Below are 23138 nucleotides of genomic sequence, written 5' to 3' on the forward strand. Positions count from 1 at the left end.
ACCGCGGTCATCACGACGCTCGAACGAACGGCCACCACGGTCATCACGACGGTCATCGCGGCGATCGTCACGACGGAACCCACCCGAAGGCCGGTCATCGCGACGGAAACCACCACGGTCACCACCGCGGTCATCACGACGCTCGAACGAACGGCCACCACGGTCATCACGACGGTCATCGCGGCGATCGTCACGACGGAACCCACCCGAAGGCCGGTCGTCACGACGGAAACCACCACGGTCACCACCGCGGTCGTTGCGGCGGTCGAAGTTGCCGCGGTCGTCGCGGCGCTCCGAAGGCTGCTCGGGGATGGCGGCAGCGGCGACGGCGGCTTCCAGCTCGGCCTCGGCGGCCTCGGTCACCTCGGCGACAGCGGTCTCGGGGTCGTCGCCACGCTCGCGCGCCGCACGGGCCACCAGACGGTCGGCCTCCTCGCGGAGCTCGACGGCACGACGCTGCACCCGCTCAAGCTGCTTGGTCAGATCGGCGACCTCGCGCTCGGCCTGCTTGGCCGCGTTGTTCGCGGAGTCGGCCTGGACCTCGGTCAGCGAACGAGCACCGGTGATCTCAGCGACCTCCGGGTCGAACGCGCCCGCACCACCGACGATGTGACGCGAGGCGTCGACGCCCGCGTCCTCCATCAGACGGAAGATCTGGCGGCGCTGGTGCGGCAGCGACAGGGAGACGACCACACCGGACTTGCCGGCACGGGCGGTACGCCCCGAACGGTGCAGGTAGTCCTTGTGGTCACCGGCCGGGTCCACGTTGAGCACCAGGTCGATGCCGTCCACGTGGATGCCTCGGGCGGCCACGTCGGTGGCGACGAGCGCGTTGACGTAGCCGTCCTTGAAGTCGGCCAGCGTCCGGGTGCGCGCACCCTGCGTCATGCCGCCGTGCAGCGCATCGGCCTTCACGCCCGAGTCGCGCAGCTGCTCCGCGATGCGGTCGGCGCCCAGCTGGGTGCGGACGAAGATGATCGTGCGGCCCTTGCGGGCGGCGATCGCGGCAGTGACCGGGGCCTTGTCCTTCGGCTTCACGACGAGGACGTGGTGGGTCATCGTGGTGACGTTGCCCTGGGCACTGTCGACCTCGTGGCTGACCGGGTTGGTCAGGTAGCGCTTGACCAGCGTGCTGATCTCGTTCTCCATGGTGGCGGAGAACAGCATGCGCTGACCGCCGCTCGGCACCTGGTCGAGCAGCTCGGTGACCTCGGGCAGGAAGCCCAGGTCGGACATCTGGTCGGCCTCGTCGAGGATCGCGACCTGGACGTTCTCCAGGGAGCAGGCGCCGCGGTTGATGATGTCGCGCAGACGACCCGGAGTGGCGACGAGGATGTCGACACCGCGCTCCAGGGCGTAGATCTGGTTGCCCATCGACGTACCGCCGCAGACGACCTTCATCTTCAGGCCGAGCACATCGCCGTACGGCTGGAGGGCATCGGCGACCTGCATCGCGAGCTCGCGGGTCGGGGTGAGGATGATGCCGCGGGGCTTCTTCTTGTCGGTGTGACCGCTGCTCAGGGTCGTCAGCAGGGGCAGACCGAAGGAGAGCGTCTTGCCGGAGCCGGTACGGCCACGGCCCAGGATGTCCTTGCCCGCCAGCGCGTCCGGGATGGTCGCGGCCTGGATCGGGAAGGGCGCGGTCACGCCGTTCTGTGCAAGCTTGCGGACGACGCCGTCAGGCAGTCCGAGCGTCGCGAAGGTGACCTCGGGGACCTCAGGGGTCTCGGGTGCCTCGATCTCGTCGACGGCGTCACCGGCGTCGATCAGGTCCGCGACCTCGGCGGAGGTGTCGACGTCGGTGAGGATGGTGACGTCGGTGATGATCTCGGTGACCTCGGGGGTCACGGTCTCGACGGCGTCGACGACTGCCTCGTTCTCGGGCAGGACGGCGTGATCAGTGCTGAAATTGGACATGCGAAATGCGAAACCTTCCGGAGTCTCGGCACGCGCCCAAACTCCGTGATTTCGCAATTCGACCGCCTCTATGCGGTCAGCCACGGCTAGGGAGAGTACGCGCCACACGGCGCGCTTCTGTTTCGGCGCCGGGCAATGGGATCAAACGATCTACCACCATACGCACCCTCCCCCATCGAAGGCAAACCGCGTCCTGGTGACCCCCGCTACACCGGCTCATACAGGGCCGACCTCGGCCCCGACCCGGGGGGAGGACTCGGGCTCGCGACCCACCTTCCGCCGTGCCGCCTCCGCCATCCTCAGCGCGCCGGCCTGCACCTCGGGCGGCGGGGAAGCGGCCGGTGGCTCGGTGGGTTCGGTGGGCTGTTCGCTGGGGGTCTCCTTCGGCGGCTCCGGCGGCTGCTCCTGGGTCGGCGTGGGCAGCGGAACGGTCGGGGTCGGCGCGGGCACGCTGGGCTCGGGGGCCTTGGGCGGCTGCGGTCGGCTCACTCCGAGCGTGGGCTTGGGAGCGGGCGGAGTGGTGGCGCTGCGGGGGCTCGGGGTCGTATCCGGGACCGCGGACCGCCGCGCCGACCTGCCCGAGTCGGCCCGGCCTCCGCCGGCGTGGTGTCGCCCGGGGCCGGCCTGGCCGCCCTCGGGTTCGATCACCCCACCGGACGGCGCGGACGTCTTGCGGGGCTCGGGGGCCTCAGCCTTGTCGTCGCTCACGCTCATACAGCCCGCCGAAGCCGCGATCGCCAAAGAGGTGGCGAACGCGACAGCAAGACGGCCAGGGGTGGGCAATTGACGCACGAGGGCACCTCCGGTGGGCAGAACGCGGGTTTCACTGCCCAACTCCCGCCGCCCCAGGAGGGACACGCCCAGCGCCTGACGAGTACACGCCCCGTGCGACGCAGTTCCTGACGGGACGGATCACCCCGCGAGCAACTGCGCCAACTCCATGCCCAGGACCAGCGATCCCAGCCCCACCAGCACGGAAACACCCACATTGGCCGCCATCAGCCCCTGGCGCCCGCGTTCGACCAGCCTGAGCGTTTCGTACGAGAACGTGGAGTAGGTGCTGAGCGCTCCGCACAGACCCGTGCCCAGCAGCGCAAAGGTCTGGGAGCTGACCGACGCCCCGGCGAGCCCGCCCAGGACGAGACATCCGACGGCGTTGACCGTCAGCGTTCCCCAGGGGAACAGCGCGTCATGGCGGGCCTGCACGGCACGATCGGTCAGATAGCGCAGCGGCGCCCCGACCGCGGCACCGAGCGCCACCAACAGCCAGTTCATGACGTGGTCGCCCGACTGCGGTGCACCACGACCCGCCTGGTCACCGTGGCGGTGAGCCACACCGCGGCCAGACAGCCGACCACCGTGCCGACCGCGTACGCCAGCGCGAGCGGGACCCGGTCGTCCACCAGGAGTATGCGCAGGTCGTACGCGTACGCCGAGAAGGTGGTGAATCCGCCGAGCACCCCGGTCCCGGCGAAGAGTCGGACGAGCGGACGTTCCTTGTGCCCGTCCTCGGACACGAGCGGCAACAGTACGCCGATGAGTCCCGAACCGAGGACGTTGACCGCCAGGGTGGCCCAGGGGAAGCCGTCATCTGCGACCGGCCAGGCCAGGAAGATCGCGTATCGGGCGAGCGCGCCGATCACCCCGCCCGCCGCGACGGCCCCGAGGACCTGCGCGAGTCCGGCACCGGCGGTCTCCGCGCGCTGTGCCGCCCGGTGCAGATCGACATCGGGGTCGACCGGTTCCTGCGGGACGGAAGGGTGTGCGCGCCGCTGGCCGCGGTCGGCACCCCGCCCGGCCGGATCCTCATCGGGCGCAGGGTTGGCACCAGCCCCCTGCTCCCCCGATGGCCCGTGGCTCACCCGTAGCCCAGTGCGTGCAGCCGTTCGTCGTCGATTCCGAAGTGGTGCGCGATCTCATGGACCACTGTGATCTCCGTCTCCTCCACCACTTCCTCGCGGCTCTCGCACATGCGCAGCGTCGGCCCGCGGTAGATGGTGATCCGGTCCGGCAGCACCCCCGCGTACCACTCCCCGCGATCGGTCAGTGGAGTCCCTTCGTACAGCCCGAGCAGCTCCGGGTCGTCAGCGGCGGGTTCGTCCTCGACGAACACCGCGACGTTGTCCATCAGCCGCGTCAGCTCGGGCGGGATCCGGTCCAGGGCCTCGGCGACCAGTTCCTCGAACTCCTCACGCGTCATCTCCAGCACCCGGCCATTGTCACGTACATCCGGCCGTTGGTCCCCCGGGCGGGCACCGCGTGACGGCCACCGCCACCGCCTTCTCCCCGCTCCCCTTCCCGGCACGCGTCCGGGCCGATGGCGCGGTGGCGTGCCGGCACGTGTCGTCAGGCGGCAGCGCCTTGATCGCATGGCAACACACCGCCGGGGGCATACGGGACCAATGGCACGTGCAGTCCCGGAACCGATCCGTTCCACGCTCCACCGGCTCCAACAGCGTCACCGCTCCCGCCGCGGGGATCCCACCCATGCCCTGGTGCACCAGCCGCACCCATGGGCCCGCGGGCTGGGCATGACGGCGGTCGTGATCGTCGGAGCGTGGCTCGGGCTGCTCGTCGTGGGCAGTGTGCACACCACCATCGGGCCGATGGAGACCAGCATGACCCTGCGGCCCGACCTGTCGGGCGGCACCAAGATCAATGTCTCTCCGCTCGGTGCGCTCGAACTCGACTCCCACACCGCGCCCGTCCGGCTCGACGTGGACGTCGACCAACTCGACCCCGTCCGCTCCACTGCACTGGTCGAACACCCCGAACGGCTCGCCGGCCTCCAGGACGAGGTGGCGAAGGACGTCGCGGACGGCACCACCGAACTGGCTGTCCGCTCCTGCGTCGCCGTCGTGTCCGGTGCCACCGCGCTCGGGCTCGTCGCCTACCGCCGCCCCCGCCGCGCACTGGCCGCCGGCGGGCTGGCACTGGGCCTCCTCGCCACATCGGGCGGCGCGGCCGTGGCCACCTGGGACCCCGAGTCGGTCTTGGAGCCGAAGTTCTCCGGACTGCTCACCAGCGCGCCGTCCGTGGTCGGCGACGCCCGCTCGATCGTCTCGGACTTCGACGTCTACCAGAAGGAGTTGGCCCGCCTGGTCACCAATGTGACCAAGCTCTACGACGCCACCTCGACCCTGCCGACCTACCAGCCCGATCCGCTCACCATGCGGGTGCTGCACGTGTCCGACATCCACCTCAACCCGGCGTCCTGGCACGTCATCAGCTCACTCGTGGACCAGTACGACATCGACGTGATCATCGACTCCGGCGACACCATGGACCACGGCACCGCCGCCGAGAACGGCTTCCTGGACCCCATCAGCGACCTGGGCGCGCCGTACGTCTGGGTACGGGGCAACCACGACTCGCAGATCACGCAGAAGTACCTCTCCCGCCTGGAGAACACCCATGTGCTCGATGACGGCAGGACGGTCACGGTGGGGGGACTGCGGATCGCCGGCATGGGCGACGCTCAGTTCACCCCCGACCGCACCGCGGCCGACGAGGGCAAGGACGCGCACCGGATGGCGGGAATCCGTCTGGCATCGGCGCTGCGCGGTCAGATCCACGCCGGCACCCCGGCCGACATCGCCGTGGTCCACAACCCCGTCGCCGCCCGTGAGACGGACGGCGCGGTCCCGCTCGTCCTCGCCGGACACCTCCACAACCGCGCCAGCGAGATCCTTCAGGACGGCACCCGGCTCAAGATCGAGGGCTCCACGGGCGGCGGTGGCCTGCGGGCCCTGGAGCAGGACAAGCCGGAGAAGGTACGGGCGTCGGTGCTCTATCTGGACCGGACGACCAAGAGGCTCCAGGCATGGGACGAGATCACGCTGGGCGGGCTGGGGCTGACCACCGCGGAGATCAGTCGTCGGCTCCCGAAGGGAAGCGATCCGGAACGGCGACCGGAGGAGACGGCGTCCCCGTCGCCCACCTCACCCGCTTCGCCCGGCGCGCCGAGTGGCCCGGTGGGACGGCAGACGCCCGTTCCCGGTGATCGACCGCCCTCCGCCCCGGGCCGCTCCCCCCAGCCCTGACCTGCGCATCCGTCCCACATCGGCCGTCCCTTGGGGCGGCAGGAACCAAGTCCCCCCGCCCGTCCCGTAAAGCGTTTTGGCGATACCTCCCTGCATCCCATATGCTTCTCACGTCCCCGACGCGCTGCAAAGCGCCCAGGCGGGCCCTTAGCCCTCATCGTCTAGTGGCCCAGGACGCCGCCCTTTCAAGGCGGTAGCACGGGTTCGAATCCCGTTGGGGGCACGTTTTACCTGTGCGAGACTTGTGCTCGCACAACTTTGGTCCTGTGGAGCAGCTTGGAGTGCTCGCCACCCTGTCAAGGTGGAGGCCGCGGGTTCAAATCCCGTCAGGACCGCTTGCAGATCGCCTCGGCGAACTGCGTGGCTGGGTAGCTCAGTTGGTACGAGCGATCGCCTGAAAAGCGATAGGTCGCCGGTTCGATCCCGGCCCCAGCCACCGTCGCCCATCTGGGTAAACAGCCCCACCGAAGATCTTCGGCGGGGCTGTTCTTGTTTTCCGTACACCGACACGTAGGTCAGCACTCAGGTCAGCGCATACGGAGCGCGGACCTCGGATGGCCCCAACCACCGGTCGGGGCCATCGTCGTTCCCGCTACGCCCCCTCGCTCTCCCGCTCCAACGGGCGACCGCCGGTCGGGTGAGGCTCAGTTGCCTCCTGCCTGCGCCCCGGCCTCCTCGATGACCAGCCCCACACCAGCGCGACCGCCACCACCACGCCGAGCAGCAGCGCCCAGTCCGGCACGGCCGCGCCGACCCGGCCGGCCCACTGTTCGGCGGCGAAGGAGTCCTCGGGCCTGAGCAGACCCGGCAGGGTGGTGGTGCCGTCGAAGGCCAGGAAGACCGTGCCGAGGGTGATGAAGAACAGCCCCGAGAACAGTGACGTCGTATGCAGTCGAAGCCTGCCCAGGCTCAGGGAACGGCCCCGGAGCCAGCCGCGACGGCCCAGGTCGAAGCGGTTCCACAGGAGTGCCAGCACAAAGAGCGGCACCGCCATCCCCAGGGCGTAGACGGCCAGCAGCAGACCGCCGTACACAGGGCTGCCGGAGAGCGCGGACACGGTGAGCACGCTGCCGAGGATGGGACCCGCGCAGAACCCGGCAAGGCCGTAGACCAGGCCCAGCGCATAGACCGGGGCCGCCGTCGTGGGACGGATGCGGCCGGACAGTTCCGCCATCCTGCGGGAGGCGAAGCCGAGCCCCAGGATCTGCGCCACGCCGAGCACGATGATCAACCATCCGCCGGTCGTGACCAGCAGATCGCGATTGCCGTAGAAGAACCGACTGGCGTAGGAACCGGCCACCCCCAGCGGTACGAGGGTGGTCGCGAGGCCCGCGTAGAAGATCCCGGTGCGCAGCAGGAGCCGACCGGCGGAGTCGAGGGAGTAGGCGAAGAACGCCGGGAGGAGCAGGGCACTGCACGGGCTGACCAGCGCCAACAGACCGCCGAGGAACGCGGCCAGATAGCCGATGTCCGTCATCGGGAGGGTGTTTCGGCCGATGTGTCGCCCTTGGCGCCGTCACCGAGCCATTCCGCCGTCTCCTGGGCCGTTTCGATGGCCCGGCCGAAGCTCTCCAGGGGTTGGGCACCGGAGATGGGTCGGCCGTTGATCAGGAAGGACGGGGTGGAGGCCGCACCCAGGTCCTGGGCCTCCTTCTCATCGCGGCTGACGGCGGCCCGGGCGGCCTCGCTGTCCAGGTCCTTGGCGAAGCGGTCCAGGTCGAGGACGCCGGCCTCTTCGGCCAGCGCCTTCAGCTGGTCCTTGCCGAAGCCCTTCTCCTTGGCGCCCTCGGCGTACGCGGCGGTGTGGAACTGCCAGAACCGGCCCTGCTGTCCGGCAGCCCAGGCCGCGCGGGCCGCATCCTCGGACTCCTCGCCGAAGATCGGGAAGTTGCGCCACTCAATGCGTAGTACGCCCGACTTCACATACTTCTCGATCAGCTCGGGCTCGGTCTCCCGGGCGAACTGTCCGCAGTAGCCGCAGAGGAAGTCCGCGTACTCGATCATCACGACGGGGGCGTCCGCGCGGCCCATGGCCAGCGGGTCCTTCGGATCGCGACGGGCGAGCTTCGCGGTGCCTTCGTGGGCGCCTCCGTCCGCGGAGACCTCCGCACCGGCGGAGGCTTCCCGCGGGCTGGTGGGCTTGGTCGCGGTGTACGAGGCGAACCCGAGCAGGAGGGCCGCGACGACCACACCCGCCCCGATGGAGATGGGACGTGCGGACGACGCTGGGCGTGAGGAAGGGGCAGGCATGGTGGTGCATCACTCCTGGGCGAAAGGTGAAGGAGACGGGCGCGCTGGGGAGTGGTGTCGCCTATACGCGAAGGACCGACAGATCGACCGGGGTGGGGGGAGCGAGCGGCGGCGGGCCGCGATCCGGTGACCTCACACCGCGGAGCGGGGAGTCGTCCAGGGCGCCGTCCGCGCAGACCGTCCCGCAGGGGGCGCTCGGCTGCTCGGCGGCAGCACTCCGTGAGGGGGCCAGCGCATGGGCCCCTCGGTCGTCGGCGAACTTCAGGAGTCCCCTGCCGCAGCCGGGCGACTTGCCCTGTGCGGTGACGACCGTTCCCGTGCCGTCGGTGGAGGAGGGGGAGAAGCCCGCCGACGCCGGCGCACACAGTGCGAGCAGCAGCGCACAGACCATGGCCAGCAGCACGGACGCGGTCGCCGGCAGGCGGTACCGGTCGGCGCGGCTGTGCGACATGGCGGCGCTGTCCCTTCAGCACGAGGAGGAACGAACAGGAAACGGCGGAACAGTCGGAATGATCTGCTCCATACTGCACCAGTCCCACCCGTCGCCTGCATCGGCCCACGGGTCGTACTCCGGTGCTGCGGACCCTGCGCCCCGGCTCCGAACGTCCCCAAAGCGCCCCCGAAGCGCCCCCAAGGAGCCGTCGAGAAGCCGTCGACGACCCCCCGCAGCCACCCGCAACCCGCTCACCCACCGCGACGCCACCCGCACACCGGTGAAATGCGTTCGCCAGTGCTTTCCTCGGGGTGCGATCCTGGGGACCGTATGTCTACTTCCTTCGCCGACCTCCAGACACAGCTGGCCGGGGTATCGCTGCGCGACGCCCATCGGCTGGGCCGCCGTCTGGAAGGCGCCCGCCGCATCCGTAAGCCCGAGGCGCGGCAGGCCGTGCTGGACGAGATCGCCGCCGAGACCGAGCAGTGCGCCGCGCGGCTCAGTCGGCGTGCCGCCCGGGTCCCGCAGGTCAGCTATCCCGAGCAGCTGCCGGTCAGCCAGAAGAAGGACACGATCCTGGAGGCGATACGGGACCACCAGGTCGTGATCGTCGCGGGTGAGACCGGGTCCGGCAAGACGACCCAGATCCCCAAGATCTGTCTGGAGCTGGGGCGGGGCGTGCGCGGCATGATCGGGCACACCCAGCCGCGCAGGCTCGCCGCGCGCACGGTCGCCGAACGCGTCGCCGACGAGCTGGACACTCCCCTCGGGGAGGCGGTCGGCTGGAAGGTCCGCTTCACCGACCAGGTCGGCGGCGACACCTTCGTCAAGCTGATGACGGACGGCATCCTGCTCGCCGAGATCCAGACGGACCGCGAGCTGCGCGCGTACGACACGATCATCATCGACGAGGCCCACGAGCGGTCGCTCAACATCGACTTCCTGCTGGGCTACCTCGCCCAGCTGCTGCCCAAGCGCCCCGATCTCAAGGTCATCATCACCTCGGCCACGATCGACCCCGAGCGCTTCTCCCGGCACTTCGGCGATGCGCCGATCGTCGAGGTCAGCGGACGCACGTATCCGGTGGAGGTGCGCTACCGGCCGCTGTTGGAGGACGACAGCGAGGAGAGCGACCGGGACCAGATCACCGCGATCTGCGAGGCGGTCGAAGAGCTCCAGGGCGAGGGCAAGGGGGACATCCTCGTCTTCCTGTCCGGCGAGCGGGAGATCCGGGACACGGCAGATGCGCTCGACAAGCGGAAGTACCGGTTCACCGAGGTCCTGCCGCTGTACGCGCGGCTCTCGCACGCCGAGCAGCACCGGGTCTTCCAGCAGCACACCGGCCGCAGGATCGTTCTGGCGACCAATGTGGCGGAGACCTCGCTGACCGTTCCCGGCATCAAGTACGTCATCGACCCGGGCACCGCCCGGATCTCGCGCTACAGCCATCGCACCAAGGTCCAGCGGCTGCCGATCGAGCGGGTCAGCCAGGCCAGCGCCAACCAGCGCAAGGGCCGCTGCGGCCGTACCTCGGACGGCATCTGCATCCGGCTCTACTCCGAAGACGACTTCGAGGCCAGGCCCGAGTTCACGGATGCGGAGATCCTGCGGACGAACCTGGCCTCGGTCATCCTCCAGATGACGGCTGCCGGTCTGGGCGAGATCGAGAAGTTCCCCTTCATCGACCCGCCGGACCACCGCAACATCCGCGACGGCGTGCAGTTGCTCCAGGAACTCGGCGCCTTCGACACCGCGCAGAAGGACCCCCGCAAGCGGCTCACCCCGCTCGGACGGAAGCTCGCCCAACTCCCGGTGGACCCCCGCCTCGCCCGCATGGTTCTCGAAGCCGACAAGAACGGCTGCGTACGCGAGGTCATGGTGATCGCCGCGGCGCTCTCCATCCAGGACCCGCGCGAGCGGCCCGCCGAGAAGCAGACGCAGGCCGATCAGCAGCACGCCCGCTTCAAGGACGAGACGTCCGACTTCCTGGCCTTCCTCAACCTCTGGCGCTACGTCCGCGAACAGCAGAAGGAGCGCGGCTCCTCCAGCTTCCGGCGGATGTGCAAGCAGGAGTATCTGAACTTCCTCCGCATCCGCGAGTGGCAGGACATCTACGCCCAGCTTCGCCAGGTGGCCAAGTCACTGGGCGTCCACGTCAACGAGGAGGACGCGCCGGAGACGAGCGTCCACATCTCCTTGCTGTCGGGACTGCTCTCCCACGTCGGGCTCAAGGACACGGACAACAAGAACGAGTACCTCGGGGCACGGGGCGCGAAGTTCGCCGTCTTCCCCGGGTCGGCGCTCTTCAAGAAGCCCCCGCGGCTGGTGATGTCCGCCGAGTTGGTGGAGACCTCCCGGCTCTGGGCCCGCGTCAACGCCAAGATCGAACCGGAGTGGGTCGAACCGCTCGCGCAGCACCTGATCAAGCGGACCTACAGCGAGCCGCACTGGGAGAAGGACCAGGCCGCGGTGATGGCGTACGAGAAGGTCACGCTGTACGGCGTACCGATCGTCGCCCAGCGCAAGGTCAACTACGGCCGGATCGACCCCGAGACCTCACGCGACCTGTTCATCCGGCGCGCCCTGGTCGAAGGGGACTGGCGCACTCACCACAAGTTCTTCGCGGACAACCGCAAGCTGCTCACCGAGGTCGAGGAGTTGGAACACCGGGCCCGTCGGCGCGACATCCTCGTGGACGACGAGACCCTCTTCGACTTCTACGACCAGCGCGTCCCGGCCGATGTGGTCTCGGGCGCGCACTTCGACTCCTGGTGGAAGAAGACCCGCCACGACGAGCCGGACCTGCTCGACTTCGAGCGCGAGATGCTCATCAACGAGAAGGCCGGAGCCGTCACCAAGGACGACTATCCGGACTCCTGGCGCCAGGGGCGGCTGAAGTTCCGGGTGACGTACCAGTTCGAACCGGGTGCGGACGCCGACGGGGTGACCGTGCACATTCCCCTCCAGGTGCTGAACCAGGTCACCGACGAGGGCTTCGACTGGCAGATCCCCGGGCTGCGGACCGAGGTGGTGACGGAGCTGATCCGCTCGCTGCCCAAGCCGGTGCGCCGGCACTACGTGCCCGCGCCGGACTACGCGGGCAAGTTCCTCCAACGGGCCGTGCCGCTCCAGGAGCCACTGCCGGTGACCTTGGCGCGCGAGCTCAAGTCCATGGTGGGCGTCCCGGTGACCGCGGACGACTTCGACTGGTCCAGGGTCCCCGACCACCTGAAGATCACGTTCCGAATCATTGACGAGCGTCGCCGCAAACTCGCGGAGGACAAGGACCTGACAGCGCTCCAGCTGAAGCTGAGACCTCGGGCCCGGCAGGCGCTCTCCCAGGCCGCCGCGGCGAGCGTCGGACCGTCGGGCGAGTCCATCGAGCGGTCCGGGCTGACCGACTGGACCATCGGCACGCTCACCAAGGTCTTCGAGACCCGTCGGGCCGGCCAGCCGGTCAAGGCGTATCCGGCGCTCGTGGACGCGGGCGACACCGTCTCCGTACGGCTCTTCGACTCGGAGGCCGAACAGCGGCAGGCGATGTGGCGGGGCACCCGGAAACTCATCCTGCTCAACATCCAGGTGAATCCCGCGAAGTTCGCCTCGGACAAGCTGACCAATCAGCAGAAGCTCGCCCTCTCGGGCAATCCGCACGGATCGATACAGGCGCTCTTCGACGACTGTGCGATGGCGGCGGCCGACAAGTTGATCGCGGACCACGGCGGCCCCGCATGGGACGAGGAGTCCTACCGGAAGCTGTACGACAAGGTCCGTGCGGACCTCGTGGACACGACGGTACGGACCGTGGACCAGGTCCAGCAGATCCTGGCCGCGTGGCAGGCGTGCGAGCGGCGGTTGAAGTCGACCACCAGCCCGACGCTGCTGCGCAATGTCCAGGACGTCCGCGGGCAGTTGACGGCATTGATGCCGGCCGGCTTCGTCACCCGGACCGGTCTGCGGCGACTGCCCGATCTGATGCGCTATCTGCTGGCGGCTGACCGTCGGCTCCAGCAGATGCCGACTTCCGTGCAGAGGGACACCACACGGATGGAGAAGGTCCAGGAGATGCAGGACGAGTACGCCTGGCTGCTGGAGCAGCTGCCCCAGGGGCGGCCCGTTCCCCAGGAAGTGCTGGACGTCCGCTGGATGCTGGAGGAGCTTCGGGTGAGCTACTTCGCCCATGCGTTGGGCACGGCCTATCCGGTCTCCGACAAGCGGATCGTGAAGGCGATCGACGCCCTCGTGCCGTGACGGGCCTGTCACCCACAGCGAGTTCGACCACCGGGGTCGCCCTGCTGTAGAGTCTCTTATCGCAGCCCAGCGCAACAATCGGACTGCGAAGCTTGGTCCTGTGGAGCAGCTTGGAGTGCTCGCCACCCTGTCAAGGTGGAGGCCGCGGGTTCAAATCCCGTCAGGACCGCACAGCTGAACGATCGAGACCCGTACCTTTCGAGGTGCGGGTCTTCTTCTTGTCTCCGGACCCGACCTTCGGACCACCCCTCGGACCGCTCTCCGGGCCTCCGCACTTTGCCCGTTGAGGCCGTAGACCCTATCCCTCCCGGGCGCCGACGACGGCTGGTCACACGCCGAGACCTCGGAGCCCCCACACGGGAGTACGGGCGTCCGCCACCCAATCTTCCGCACGCTCTCCCCGTGCGCCCAAACCATCCCCCTCAGCCACCTTGCCTTACATAGGCGGCGAACCAGGCGAAGGGGGAGATAGCTCGCCGAAACGTACGATCGGCTCCGGCTCTGGGGCTCCGACGTGGACTCGGAGCTGCACGCCGACACCGGTCGCAACACCCTCACGGAGGTGAATCCAAGGCCGTTCGGGGCCCGATCGCCGACTGTCGACCGCAATTCGGGGACGCGGGAGAGAAAGCCGGGAGTACCCAAGAATGGCTGAGACTCACACCCCATCAACGCGTCCCGGATCGCCGCCCCTGCCCCTTTCGGGACCGTCGGACGGGCACGCTCCGGCATCAACTCGCCCAAGGTTCGACACTTTGTCCCCAATGCCCCCTTGGGCATCAGAGCAATGCACCCCGCTGCGCGCATCGTCTTGACGGTCCTCCTCCCCGCGGGTACCCACTCTTTAGGGGGCAGGGCTCAAACGGACGCGGAGGTGGCGCGCATGGCGGCGTCCACAGCGAGGCGGCACGAGACCAGGGCACTGCTGCGGGCGCACCTCGCCGCGGCATCCGGCTATCGACACCTGACACGGCACTGCCCGATCTGCCATCGCCTCCATCGGCTCGCCATGGAGCCTGAAGGCCCATCTGACGTCCCACCAGGGCCGGTCGCGACACTTCCGCCCGAGACGACATCGGCGCCGGGGGCGGCGCCCAGGGCGGACGCAGGTCCACGATCGGTGAGCACGACGAAATCCGGTGCCGCAGTGCCGTCGGAAGGCCCGCCAGGGGTGGCGGACGCACCTGTCATGGCACAGGCCGTCGTCGAACCGGCCGTCGCCACCAGCCCTCTCGCGGGAATCGACGCGGAGCGGGTGCCGCCGCAGAGGGCCACGGATTCCGCAGCTGCGCCGCCCGGGGCGCCCCTGAGGTCCTGAGCGCCGGCCGAGCCGGGGCCGAAGGTCCTCTCACTGAGTGACTTCAGCCCGAAGAATCCGCTTCGCGAAAGTGACACGCTGGATGTTGGCAAGGGTTGCGCGGTGTGACGGGTGTCACCGTATAGGTTTTTGGAACCTCGCCACTTAGCCCCTACACCTAATCGACCAATTTAATATGTGCAATTGCACTACCTCCGAAACACCTCCCCCATCTTCTACGCGCCCCTTCCTCCGCTCCGGAAAATCGACCGCTGGAGCGCCACCGCCATCATCCGCAACACCAGTCCCGGCAGTACCGCGGAAAGAAAAATCGCGCTGGACTCGGCGGAGTCCAGCGCGATCGACGACAGAGGTCTGTTGGGGCAGACGCCCGTCAAATGGAGCTATGGGTGGGCCTTACCGGGATGGGGGTCCCAGTGCGAGCCCGAGCAGCAAGGTTGGTTATGCCTCGCTGCGCTGTTGCGGAATGCCCGCGAGCAGAGCACGTACCTCTGCTTCGCGGTAACGGCGATGCCCGCCGAGCGTACGAATCGACGTGAGCTTGCCTGCCTTCGCCCAGCGGGTGACCGTCTTAGGGTCCACGCGGAACATCGTGGCAACCTCAGCCGGGGTCAACAGCGGCTCGGCATCAGGGGTGCGAGCGGTCATGAGCGGCCTCCTCGGAGAACCGAACCTTCTCGGTTCATTCCTCTAAATTCTGCACCTTGACCCACGTTGCCCGAAATGGCAGACGCAGGCCGAGTCGGTTATAGGACGAACGGCTTGTCCTCGGCACTACAACTACACCATCTGTCCAGCCACGTCGGCCAAACCGACGGAATTGCCCTCTGAGGTGTTCATCAGTGGCTGAACGACGATGGACCATGCCATAGCGGACAGTCACATGACGGTAACGATCAGTCACACTGCAATCAGGAGCCACCAGACCCCCCATAGAGCGCAATGCCGAGCATTCCACCCTTACTTGGGCGGAAGGAACCCTCCCCGGACTCCTTGTCCTATTTTGACACGAGGGTGGGCGATCGACGCAAGAGCCCAGTTAGTGCAGTCCGTCACGCTTGAGGCAAAGGCCCGGATCGGGACCAAGGACCCTTCAACAACGGAACCCAATCATCCACAGGATCGCTCAATTGGCGAACCGAAGATCGCGTACGGCCCGCCAGCGGTCCGCCAGACGGGCATATGCCACCTGCGCCGCCTCGCCGTCGTCGGCCCGCAGAGCCGCGATCCCGGCCGCCACATCCGCCGCCGAGTGATCGTCCGCGAGGCTCGGCCCCAGCGCGTGCACCAGGCCGCCGTAGTCCAGCTCGACCAGGGAACGCGGATGGAACTCCTCCAGCCACTTCCCCACGTCGACCAGCCCCTCCGCCAATCCGCCCGAGTCCTCGGACTCCCGCAGCGCCTTCAGCGCCCTGGCGATGCGCCGACGCGCCTGGGCCATGGGGGTGCGGTAGCGGAGCACCGCCGCACCGGTTCCCGCCGGCTCGTACTCCCGCTCGTCGTCCGCGAACAGCACGAACCAGCGCACCGGGACCTGCCAGACCGCCGTCCTGATCCACGGCCGGGCGTCGGGGTTCCGCTTGCGCCACCGCTCCCAGTCCGCGGCGGCCTGTCCCCGTACTACAGGCGGCAGCACCGCATCGAGCAAACTGGCCGGAAATCGCTCGGTCAGTTCTTCGAGTGCGAGCCAGCCGCGGAGCCGGGTCCGCCACGGACAGACGCACACCACCCCGTCGAGGACCGCGACGAAGGCGTCCCCGCTCTCATGGACGGGCACCGGGACCGGTGGGGTGGACACCAAGTCGGCGAGCGACCGCCTCAGTTCGTCCTGCACGGTCGGAGCGTCCGCGCGCCGCGCGTACTGCTCCCAGTGCTCCCGCTCCGGCGCCGGAAAGGCGGTCAGGGGCTCATAGACCCGCAGATAGGAGGTGTAAGGAACGAGAACCGAGGACACGGCTGGCATGTCGTGAATCCTTCCACGCGGACACCCGGCACTACCCCTCTCGGGGGTGATACTCGGCACTGCTGGAGAACTACGGGCACGGAGGACTTACCCTCTTGCCCAGCTGGTACCTTGCCCGCTCTCCCCCTGCCACAAGCGAAAGGGAGAACCGGGAAAGCCCCCGCCCGCCGCCTCGTATCTGGGAGTCACCACCGTGACCGATCTGCCCGGCGCTCCTGTCCGTGTACCTGACGTACCCGGCGTACTGCACACCCTGTTCCGATCGGACCAGGGAGGCCACGAGCAAGTCGTGCTGTGTCAGGACCGCGCTTCCGGCCTGAAGGCCGTCATCGCCATCCACTCCACCGCCCTCGGCCCGGCCCTCGGCGGCACCCGCTTCTATCCGTACGCCTCCGAGGAGGAGGCCGTCACGGACGCGCTGAACCTCGCCCGCGGGATGTCCTACAAGAACGCCATGGCCGGACTCGACCACGGCGGCGGCAAGGCCGTCATCATCGGGGACCCCGAGAGCCTCAAGAGCGACGAGCTGCTGCTCGCCTACGGCCGGTTCGTCGACTCGCTCGGCGGACGGTACGTGACCGCCTGCGACGTGGGCACCTACGTGGCCGACATGGACGTCGTCGCCCGCGCCACCCGCTGGGCCACCGGCCGCTCCCCGGAGAACGGGGGCGCCGGGGACTCGTCGGTGCTCACCGCGTTCGGGGTCTTCCAGGGCATGCGGGCATCCGCCCGCCACCTCTGGGGAACCGACTCGCTCCGGGGCCGCCGCGTCGGCATCGCCGGCGTCGGGAAGGTCGGCCACCACCTGGTGGAGCACCTCATCCAGGACGGCGCGGAAGTCGTGATCACCGATGTCCGCCCGGAATCGGTGCGTCGCATCCTGGACCGTCATCCGCAGGTCACCGCGGTCGCGGACACGGCCGCACTGATCCGTACCGAAGGGTTGGACGTGTACGCGCCCTGTGCCCTCGGAGGTGCGCTCAGCGACGCGACCGTCCCGGTGCTCACGGCCAAGGTGGTCTGCGGCGCCGCCAACAACCAACTCGACCACCCGGGCGTCGAGAAGGACCTCGCCGACCGCGGCATCCTCTACGCACCCGATTACGTCGTGAACGCAGGCGGTGTCATCCAGGTCGCGGACGAGTTGCACGGGTTCGACTTCGACCGCTGCAAGGCGAAGGCGGCAAGGATCTACGACACCACCCTGGAGATCTTCGCACGCGCAAATGAAGATGGTATTCCGCCAGCAGCGGCGGCGGACCGGATCGCCGAACAGCGCATGGCGGAGGCCCGTCCGGCCTGAGGACGAAGCCCGTCCGATCCCCGCGGCCCAGCCCCCGCGGGGATCGGTAGGGGCCCCTCGACCCGCCGTTTCGGGAGACAAGACTCACCCCGGTCGGCGGGTCGGCCGCCAAGAAGAGGTTAATATCGCAGTTGACCAGCGAGGACGGGGCTCCTTGCGGGTTCTGTGAAGTGGCACGTCATGCGGGCGGCGTACCGTATGGCCGCGGAAGCAGGTACCGTTGAAGCCCTACGGGCCGGTCTCTCCATGGAGAGTCCGTTCCGAATCATGAACGCGTGTCAAGACTCTGGGGCCGTCGAGCCCCGTCACCGAGGGGGTCGAGCCATGGGGCGCGGCCGGGCCAAGGCCAAGCAGACAAAGGTCGCCCGCCAGCTGAAGTACAACAGCGGCGGGACTGACCTGTCGCGTCTGGCCAGCGAGCTGGGCGCTTCGACTTCGAGCCAACCTCCGAACGGCGAGCCGTTCGAGGATGACGACGAGGAAGACGACCCGTACGCACAGTACGCGGACTTGTACAACGATGACGACGACGAGGACGATGAGTCCGGTCCGTCATCGCAACACCGCCGCGGCGCTTGACGTTGCAGTGATCACCGACCCGGTCCGGCTCACCCGGACCGGGTTCCGTGCTGTTCAGCTCGTCTGTGTTGTTCGCGTTGTCTGCGTTGTTGTTCGCGTTGTCTGCGTTCTCGAAGTAGGCCAGTTCGGACGACGAGTCCACCGGGCGCAGGGAACCGACGCCCGATGCGACGCATTCACCGTGCGTAGTCGCCCGTGAGGGCAGCGCCCACGGTGTGATCGCCGCGGTCCACGATCTCCCCGGCGACCCACGCGTCCACCCCACGGTCGGCGAAGAGTTCCATCGCCACGTCGGCCGACTGCTCGGGGACGATCGCGATCATGCCGACGCCCATGTTGAGCGTCTTCTCCAACTCCAGGCGTTCGACCTGTCCGGCCTTGCCCACCAGGTCGAAGACCGGTCCCGGGGTCCAGGTCGAACGGTCGACGATCGCGTGCAGACCGTCGGGGATGACCCGCGCCAGATTGTTGGCGAGGCCGCCACCGGTGACATGGCTGAAGGCATGGACCTCGGCCGTCCTGGCGAGCGCCAGACAGTCCAGGGAGTAGATCTTGGTGGGTTCGAGCAGTTCCTCGCCCAGAGTCCGCCCCAGCTCGTCCACGTGCTGCTCAAGGGCCATGCCTGCGCGGTCGAACAACACATGGCGGACCAGCGAGTACCCGTTGGAGTGCAGTCCCGAGGAGGCCATGGCGATGACCACGTCCCCACCGCGGATGCGGTCGGGCCCCAACAGCTGATCGGCTTCCACCACTCCGGTGCCCGCACCGGCGACATCGAAGTCGTCCTCGCCCAGGAGCCCGGGGTGCTCGGCGGTCTCGCCGCCGATGAGCGCGCAACCAGCGAGGACACATCCCTCGGCGATGCCCTTGACGATGGCGGCGACCCGCTCCGGGTGGACCTTGCCCACGCAGATGTAGTCGGTCATGAACAGCGGCTCGGCCCCGCAGACGACCAGGTCGTCGACGACCATGCCGACCAGGTCGTGGCCGATCGTGTCGTACACGCCCAGCCGGCGCGCGAGGTCCACCTTCGTGCCGACACCGTCAGTGGCGGTGGCCAGCAGGGGACGCTCGTAGCGCTTGAGTGCGGAAGCGTCGAAGAGTCCGGCGAAGCCGCCGAGACCGCCGAGCACCTCGGGGCGGCGGGTCTTCTTGACCCACTCCTTCATCAGCTCGACGGCGCGGTCGCCCGCCTCGATGTCGACGCCCGCACTTGCGTAGCTGGCTCCTGTGTTCTCTGTCATGACAAAGAGAGCTTTCGTGTCGTTGCTGCCGAGAGCGGGTTCGGTGGCCCCGAGAGTGTTCGCACCGCCGGGCGCGGAGGGGTCTCTCGGGGTGGGAAAGGGACCTGCGGGGAGATCACGGCGATTGCCTAGGGGCGACGGAGCGCGTCGGCAGCGTCCGCACCGCCCGCCAGCTCGGTCTCAAGGAGCTGCTTGCCGAGCAGTTCCGGATCGGGCAGGTCCATCGGGTACTCGCCGTCGAAGCAGGCGCGGCAGAGATTCGGCTTGGCGATGGTGGTCGCCTCGATCATGCCGTCGATGGAGATGTACGACAGTGAGTCGGCGCCCAGCGAGGCACCGATCTCCTCGATCGTCATTCCGTTCGCGATCAGTTCCGCGCGGGTGGCGAAGTCGATGCCGAAGAAGCAGGGCCACTTCACCGGCGGGGACGAGATCCGGATGTGGATCTCGACGGCTCCGGCCTCGCGCAACATCTTGACCAGGGCGCGCTGGGTGTTCCCGCGGACGATGGAGTCGTCCACGACGACCAGGCGCTTGCCCCTGATGACTTCCTTCAGGGGGTTGAGCTTGAGTCGGATGCCGAGCTGTCGGATCGTCTGGGACGGCTGGATGAAGGTCCGGCCGACATAGGCGTTCTTGACGAGGCCCGAGCCGTAGGGGATGCCGCTCGCTTCTGCGTAGCCGATCGCGGCGGGTGTGCCGGATTCCGGCGTCGCTATGACCAGATCCGCTTCGGCGGGCGCTTCCTTGGCCAGTTTCCGTCCCATCTCCACTCGGGAGAGATAGACGTTGCGTCCGGCGATGTCTGTGTCAGGGCGGGCCAGATAGACATACTCGAAGACACAGCCCTTAGGCTTCGCTTCTGCAAACTTTGAGGTGCGGACGCCGTTCTCGTCGATGGCGATCAGCTCGCCGGGCTCGATTTCGCGGACGTAGGTCGCACCGCAGATGTCGAGGGCAGCGGACTCGCTGGCGACGACCCAACCGCGATCGAGGCGTCCGAGGACCAGCGGGCGGATGCCCTGAGGGTCACGGGCCGCGTACAGGGTGCTCTCGTTCATGAAGACGAGCGAGAACGCGCCCTGGACCGACGGGAGCACCCGGGTGGCGGCTTCCTCGATGGTCAGCGGCTTGCCGTCGGCGTCGGTCTGGCCGGCGAGCAGCGCAGTGACGAGATCGGTGTCATTGGTCGCGGCGACCTGGGTGGCGCGGCCGTCCTTGCGGGGCAGATCGGCGACCATCTCGGCGAGCTGGGCGGTGTTCACCAGATTGCCGTTGTGGCCGAGGGCGATCGATCCGTGGGCGGTGGCGCGGAAGGTCGGCTGGGCGTTTTCCCAGACGGAGGCGCCGGTGGTGGAGTATCGGGCGTGGCCCACAGCGATGTGGCCGCGCAGAGAACCTAGGGAGGTCTCGTCGAAAACCTGGGAGACGAGGCCCATGTCCTTGAAGACGAGAATCTGGGAGCCGTTGCTGACCGCGATTCCCGCGGATTCCTGGCCCCGATGCTGGAGGGCGTAGAGCCCGAAGTAAGTGAGCTTGGCGACCTCTTCACCCGGGGCCCAGACACCGAAGACGCCACATGCGTCTTGGGGGCCTTTCTCGCCGGGGAGTAGATCGTGATTGAGTCGACCGTCACCACGTGGCACGGCACCGAGTGTAGGCGAGATCGACCACCGGTCCGAATTGGGGAGGGGGTCAAGGCTCTGGGTGATGGTTCGGTCACCGGATGGCCGAGCCTTCGCGGGCGGTTCGGGTGGGCGTCGGATCGTGTCCTGGGCGCGGGTGCCCGGGCGACGGGCGGAAGGGCAGATTCCTACTCCTGGCGGGCCGAGCGGGCTCGGTGGAGCGGATGAGAGCGGGTGCGCCGGGCCCCGCAGGGCCGTCGTGTCATCGCGGTCGGAGGTCGCTCTCACCGGTCGGCACCCCGACCGGGCGGTGAGCAAGGTCACCGCCCGGGAGCGGGACGGAGGTACCGCGGACGGGTTCCCGGAGCGCGAAGCCTGACCCTCGCCCGAAGGAGTAGGCGCCTTCGGGCGCTCTGGACTTCGACGCCGTGGTGCGCAGCGGACCGCGTACGGATGGGACGAACCTCTCGGCGGCCACGACCGCAGCCGCAGCTACGTACCGACCGCCGGACTCACCTTGCGGCCTTCACGGCCGAGAAGCCCGTGCCCTCGGGGCCCTTGAGGAAGAGGCCGCGCTGATGGATCTCGTACGTCGCCTGCCCCGCCAGGGCCTTGAGGAGATGTGCCTCCACCTGGCCCGATGTCCCCGCACACATCTTCCGGGTGCTGGAGATGGATCCGAAGGTGAGCTGGGTGCCGCTGACCTTGACGGTGGCGTTGAAGTCGTTGCAGCCGAGATTCCCGGTGACGGTGCCGTCCTTGGCGAAGGTCAAGTGGGCGTTCTTGTCCGTACCCGGGGGCAGGGATTCGACGGTGTCCTGCTGCTGGAGCGAGTTGACTGTCCACTTGGTGCCGATGAACGGTGCCGGCGGTTCGGAGACGAGCCCGATGGTGTCGCCCTTTTCGTTGGTGAGGGTGAGCTTCTTCTCCGCGAGCTCGGCCTTGAGCCTTCCGGTGAAGGCTTCCCTCAGGGAGTTCTCGAAGTCCTGAATGGGCTTCTCGCATCCGATTTCCGTCATATCGGCCGATCCAACCGTCAGGGTCTCCCCGTCGAGCGCGGCTTTGGCTCCGAACTGATTGCAGCCGAAGTTGCCCTGGGCACGGTCCTTGGTGGTCACCTCGACATAGGCGTCGCCCGGGGACGTGGTCTTCTTGCCGTCGACCGTGAGGGTGTCGACGGTCCAGAACACTCCGGTGAGGGGCACGTCGGCCACCGCTGGTTTCCCACCGGGGGTACGGGTTCCGGAGTCCGCCTCGGACCCAGAATCCGAACCGCACGCGGCCAGCGCGAGAAGGGCCAGAACGGTGACGGGAACGCTCAGCTGAGTACGCATGCCCTTGGGACGGACGGCCCCCGGGTCCGGTTCCCCTTCACCGCGCGCTCGTTGCGGCCCGGCACCGAGTGCCGAGGGATCAGCCCAGAAGCGGAAGGAAGGCTGCGAGATCAGCCCGCTCCCCGCTGGCGCTGACCTTCCCCGCGTCGCGGGCTTCGGCCCAGGACGTACGACCGGTGGCGAGTCGGAGCCAGGTCAAGGGATCGGTCTCGACGACGTTGGGCGGGGTGCCCCGGGTGTGACGGGGTCCTTCGACGCACTGCACGACGGCATGCGGCGGCACCCTCACCTCGACCGATCCGCCAGGAGCCTTACAGGCGAGTACGTCGGCGAGCAGTCGGGTGCAGGCGGCGAGCGTCTGGCGCTCGTGGGGGATGTGCAGTCCGAGTGCGTCGTTGAGGTCGTCGGTGTGGACGGCGAGTTCGACGGTACGCGTGACGAGGAAGTCAGCCAGTCGCATGGCGCCGAGCGAGGTGCCCAGCAGCCGATCGGGCGCGGCGGCGTCGAGGGCACGGGCGAGGCGGTCGGCCGCACGGGTGTAGAGGGCCTCAGGGTGGGGCTCGGCGGCTGCGAGGGATCTGGCCGCCTCGTCGAGTCGGGGGCCCAGGGAGGCGGTGGCGGCGGGCCAGTCCAGCAGGGCCAGTTCGACGCGTGGTGGTGCCGGCCGGTCGAGGAGGTCGGGGATCGCATCGACCATCAGAGCCGTGTGCGCGACCAGTTCCCGTACGGTCCAGTCGCCGAGCCGGGTGGGCAGCGCCAACTGCTCCGCGTTGAGTGTCCCGACCGCCCGTCCGAGGTGGGCGAACTGGGCGGTGACCGCGGCACGGATCGTGGTGTCGTCGTAGGCGCGTGCGCGCCTTCTGGCCGGTGGCATGGGA

At 68.5% G+C, this 23138-nt stretch carries 19 protein-coding genes and 4 tRNA genes; 9 read left to right on the forward strand and 14 right to left on the reverse strand.

Annotated elements, in window-relative coordinates; genetic code table 11:
* The 5 genes from ACFXJL_RS04650 to ACFXJL_RS04670 all read right to left on the reverse strand — a co-directional run.
* Positions 1-1917 (reverse strand): DEAD/DEAH box helicase (locus tag ACFXJL_RS04650; RefSeq protein ID WP_384689213.1); only part of this gene is annotated, 1917 nt, incomplete at its 3' end.
* Between the two features lie 216 nt (positions 1918-2133).
* Positions 2134-2709 carry a hypothetical protein gene (locus ACFXJL_RS04655; RefSeq protein WP_384689216.1) on the reverse strand — a complete coding sequence of 192 codons (576 nt, stop codon included), beginning with the start codon at positions 2707-2709 and terminating at the stop codon, positions 2134-2136.
* 120 nt (positions 2710-2829) lie between these two features.
* Positions 2830-3192, reverse strand: coding sequence for a CrcB family protein (locus ACFXJL_RS04660; protein WP_358880891.1), 363 nt, complete (start codon positions 3190-3192; stop codon positions 2830-2832).
* Positions 3189-3779 (reverse strand): fluoride efflux transporter CrcB, encoded by a 591-nt coding sequence (gene crcB, locus ACFXJL_RS04665; RefSeq protein WP_384689219.1) that lies wholly within the window; start codon positions 3777-3779, stop codon positions 3189-3191. The genes ACFXJL_RS04660 and crcB overlap by 4 nt, the downstream gene beginning before the upstream one ends.
* The gene (locus tag ACFXJL_RS04670) at positions 3776-4126 is read right to left on the reverse strand and encodes a metallopeptidase family protein (protein ID WP_329020913.1); all 351 of its coding nucleotides are present in this window, start codon (positions 4124-4126) and stop codon (positions 3776-3778) included. Before ACFXJL_RS04670 ends, crcB begins: the two co-directional genes overlap by 4 nt.
* 193 nt (positions 4127-4319) lie before the next feature.
* On the opposite strand from ACFXJL_RS04670, the gene ACFXJL_RS04675 reads away from it, so the two are divergent.
* The 4 genes from ACFXJL_RS04675 to ACFXJL_RS04690 all read left to right on the forward strand — a co-directional run bounded on the left by ACFXJL_RS04675 (position 4320) and on the right by ACFXJL_RS04690 (position 6396).
* On the forward strand, positions 4320-5960 hold the full coding sequence (locus ACFXJL_RS04675; protein WP_358880890.1) for a metallophosphoesterase: 1641 nt from the start codon (positions 4320-4322) through the stop codon (positions 5958-5960).
* 150 nt (positions 5961-6110) lie between these two features.
* A tRNA-Glu gene (locus ACFXJL_RS04680) sits at positions 6111-6183 on the forward strand.
* Between the two features lie 37 nt (positions 6184-6220).
* Positions 6221-6295, forward strand: a tRNA-Asp gene (locus tag ACFXJL_RS04685).
* Positions 6296-6322: 27 nt separating this feature from the next.
* Positions 6323-6396: transfer RNA gene (locus ACFXJL_RS04690), tRNA-Phe, on the forward strand.
* Positions 6397-6552: 156 nt separating this feature from the next.
* Here ACFXJL_RS04690 and ACFXJL_RS04695 read toward each other — a convergent pair.
* From ACFXJL_RS04695 to ACFXJL_RS04705, 3 genes are all read right to left on the reverse strand, one after another.
* Positions 6553-7437, reverse strand: coding sequence for a cytochrome c biogenesis CcdA family protein (locus ACFXJL_RS04695; protein ID WP_358880889.1), 885 nt, complete (start codon positions 7435-7437; stop codon positions 6553-6555).
* Positions 7434-8210 carry a DsbA family protein gene (locus tag ACFXJL_RS04700; protein WP_384689223.1) on the reverse strand — a complete coding sequence of 259 codons (777 nt, stop codon included), beginning with the start codon at positions 8208-8210 and terminating at the stop codon, positions 7434-7436. The genes ACFXJL_RS04695 and ACFXJL_RS04700 overlap by 4 nt, the downstream gene beginning before the upstream one ends.
* Positions 8211-8271: 61 nt before the next feature.
* Complete coding sequence (locus ACFXJL_RS04705) at positions 8272-8661, reverse strand: hypothetical protein (RefSeq protein ID WP_384689225.1); 390 nt, start codon at positions 8659-8661, stop codon at positions 8272-8274.
* Positions 8662-8973: 312 nt separating this feature from the next.
* Here ACFXJL_RS04705 and hrpA point away from each other — a divergent pair, with 312 nt between their 5' ends.
* The 3 genes from hrpA to ACFXJL_RS04720 all read left to right on the forward strand — a co-directional run bounded on the left by hrpA (position 8974) and on the right by ACFXJL_RS04720 (position 14212).
* Entirely contained in the window at positions 8974-12894 is a 3921-nt protein-coding gene (gene hrpA / locus ACFXJL_RS04710) for an ATP-dependent RNA helicase HrpA (protein ID WP_384689227.1), read from the forward strand.
* A 94-nt stretch (positions 12895-12988) separates the two neighbouring features.
* Positions 12989-13063 (forward strand) — tRNA-Asp (locus ACFXJL_RS04715).
* A 714-nt stretch (positions 13064-13777) separates the two neighbouring features.
* The gene (locus ACFXJL_RS04720; protein ID WP_384689229.1) at positions 13778-14212 is read left to right on the forward strand and encodes a DUF6274 family protein; all 435 of its coding nucleotides are present in this window, start codon (positions 13778-13780) and stop codon (positions 14210-14212) included.
* 441 nt (positions 14213-14653) lie between these two features.
* Here the strand turns inward: ACFXJL_RS04720 and bldC are convergent, their stop codons facing one another.
* Both bldC and ACFXJL_RS04730 read right to left on the reverse strand, forming a co-directional pair.
* Positions 14654-14860, reverse strand: a complete 207-nt coding sequence (bldC, locus tag ACFXJL_RS04725; RefSeq protein WP_003949541.1) for a developmental transcriptional regulator BldC — start codon at positions 14858-14860, stop codon at positions 14654-14656.
* A gap of 478 nt (positions 14861-15338) precedes the next feature.
* Positions 15339-16175, reverse strand: coding sequence for a hypothetical protein (locus ACFXJL_RS04730; RefSeq protein WP_358880884.1), 837 nt, complete (start codon positions 16173-16175; stop codon positions 15339-15341).
* 178 nt (positions 16176-16353) lie between these two features.
* Between ACFXJL_RS04730 and ACFXJL_RS04735 the strand changes: the two genes are divergently transcribed.
* Together ACFXJL_RS04735 and ACFXJL_RS04740 are read left to right on the forward strand one after the other, a co-directional pair.
* A complete protein-coding gene (locus tag ACFXJL_RS04735) occupies positions 16354-17478 on the forward strand; it encodes a Leu/Phe/Val dehydrogenase (protein ID WP_384690304.1) in 1125 nt (374 codons plus the stop codon).
* 324 nt (positions 17479-17802) lie between these two features.
* Positions 17803-18057 (forward strand): DUF3073 domain-containing protein, encoded by a 255-nt coding sequence (locus tag ACFXJL_RS04740; RefSeq protein ID WP_329020932.1) that lies wholly within the window; start codon positions 17803-17805, stop codon positions 18055-18057.
* Positions 18058-18233: 176 nt separating this feature from the next.
* Here ACFXJL_RS04740 and purM read toward each other — a convergent pair whose 3' ends face one another.
* From purM to ACFXJL_RS04760, 4 genes are all read right to left on the reverse strand, one after another.
* Positions 18234-19301 carry a phosphoribosylformylglycinamidine cyclo-ligase gene (gene purM, locus ACFXJL_RS04745; protein WP_329020934.1) on the reverse strand — a complete coding sequence of 356 codons (1068 nt, stop codon included), beginning with the start codon at positions 19299-19301 and terminating at the stop codon, positions 18234-18236.
* Between the two features lie 128 nt (positions 19302-19429).
* Entirely contained in the window at positions 19430-20947 is a 1518-nt protein-coding gene (gene purF, locus ACFXJL_RS04750) for an amidophosphoribosyltransferase (protein ID WP_358880883.1), read from the reverse strand.
* Positions 20948-21438: 491 nt separating this feature from the next.
* Positions 21439-22260 (reverse strand): META domain-containing protein, encoded by an 822-nt coding sequence (locus ACFXJL_RS04755; protein ID WP_358880882.1) that lies wholly within the window; start codon positions 22258-22260, stop codon positions 21439-21441.
* 79 nt (positions 22261-22339) lie between these two features.
* Positions 22340-23134, reverse strand: coding sequence for a sterol carrier family protein (locus tag ACFXJL_RS04760; RefSeq protein ID WP_384689235.1), 795 nt, complete (start codon positions 23132-23134; stop codon positions 22340-22342).
* Positions 23135-23138 lie beyond the last annotated feature (4 nt).

It is taken from the genome of Streptomyces sp. NPDC059256 (assembly GCF_042753785.1).
In the GTDB taxonomy this organism is placed as follows: domain Bacteria; phylum Actinomycetota; class Actinomycetes; order Streptomycetales; family Streptomycetaceae; genus Streptomyces.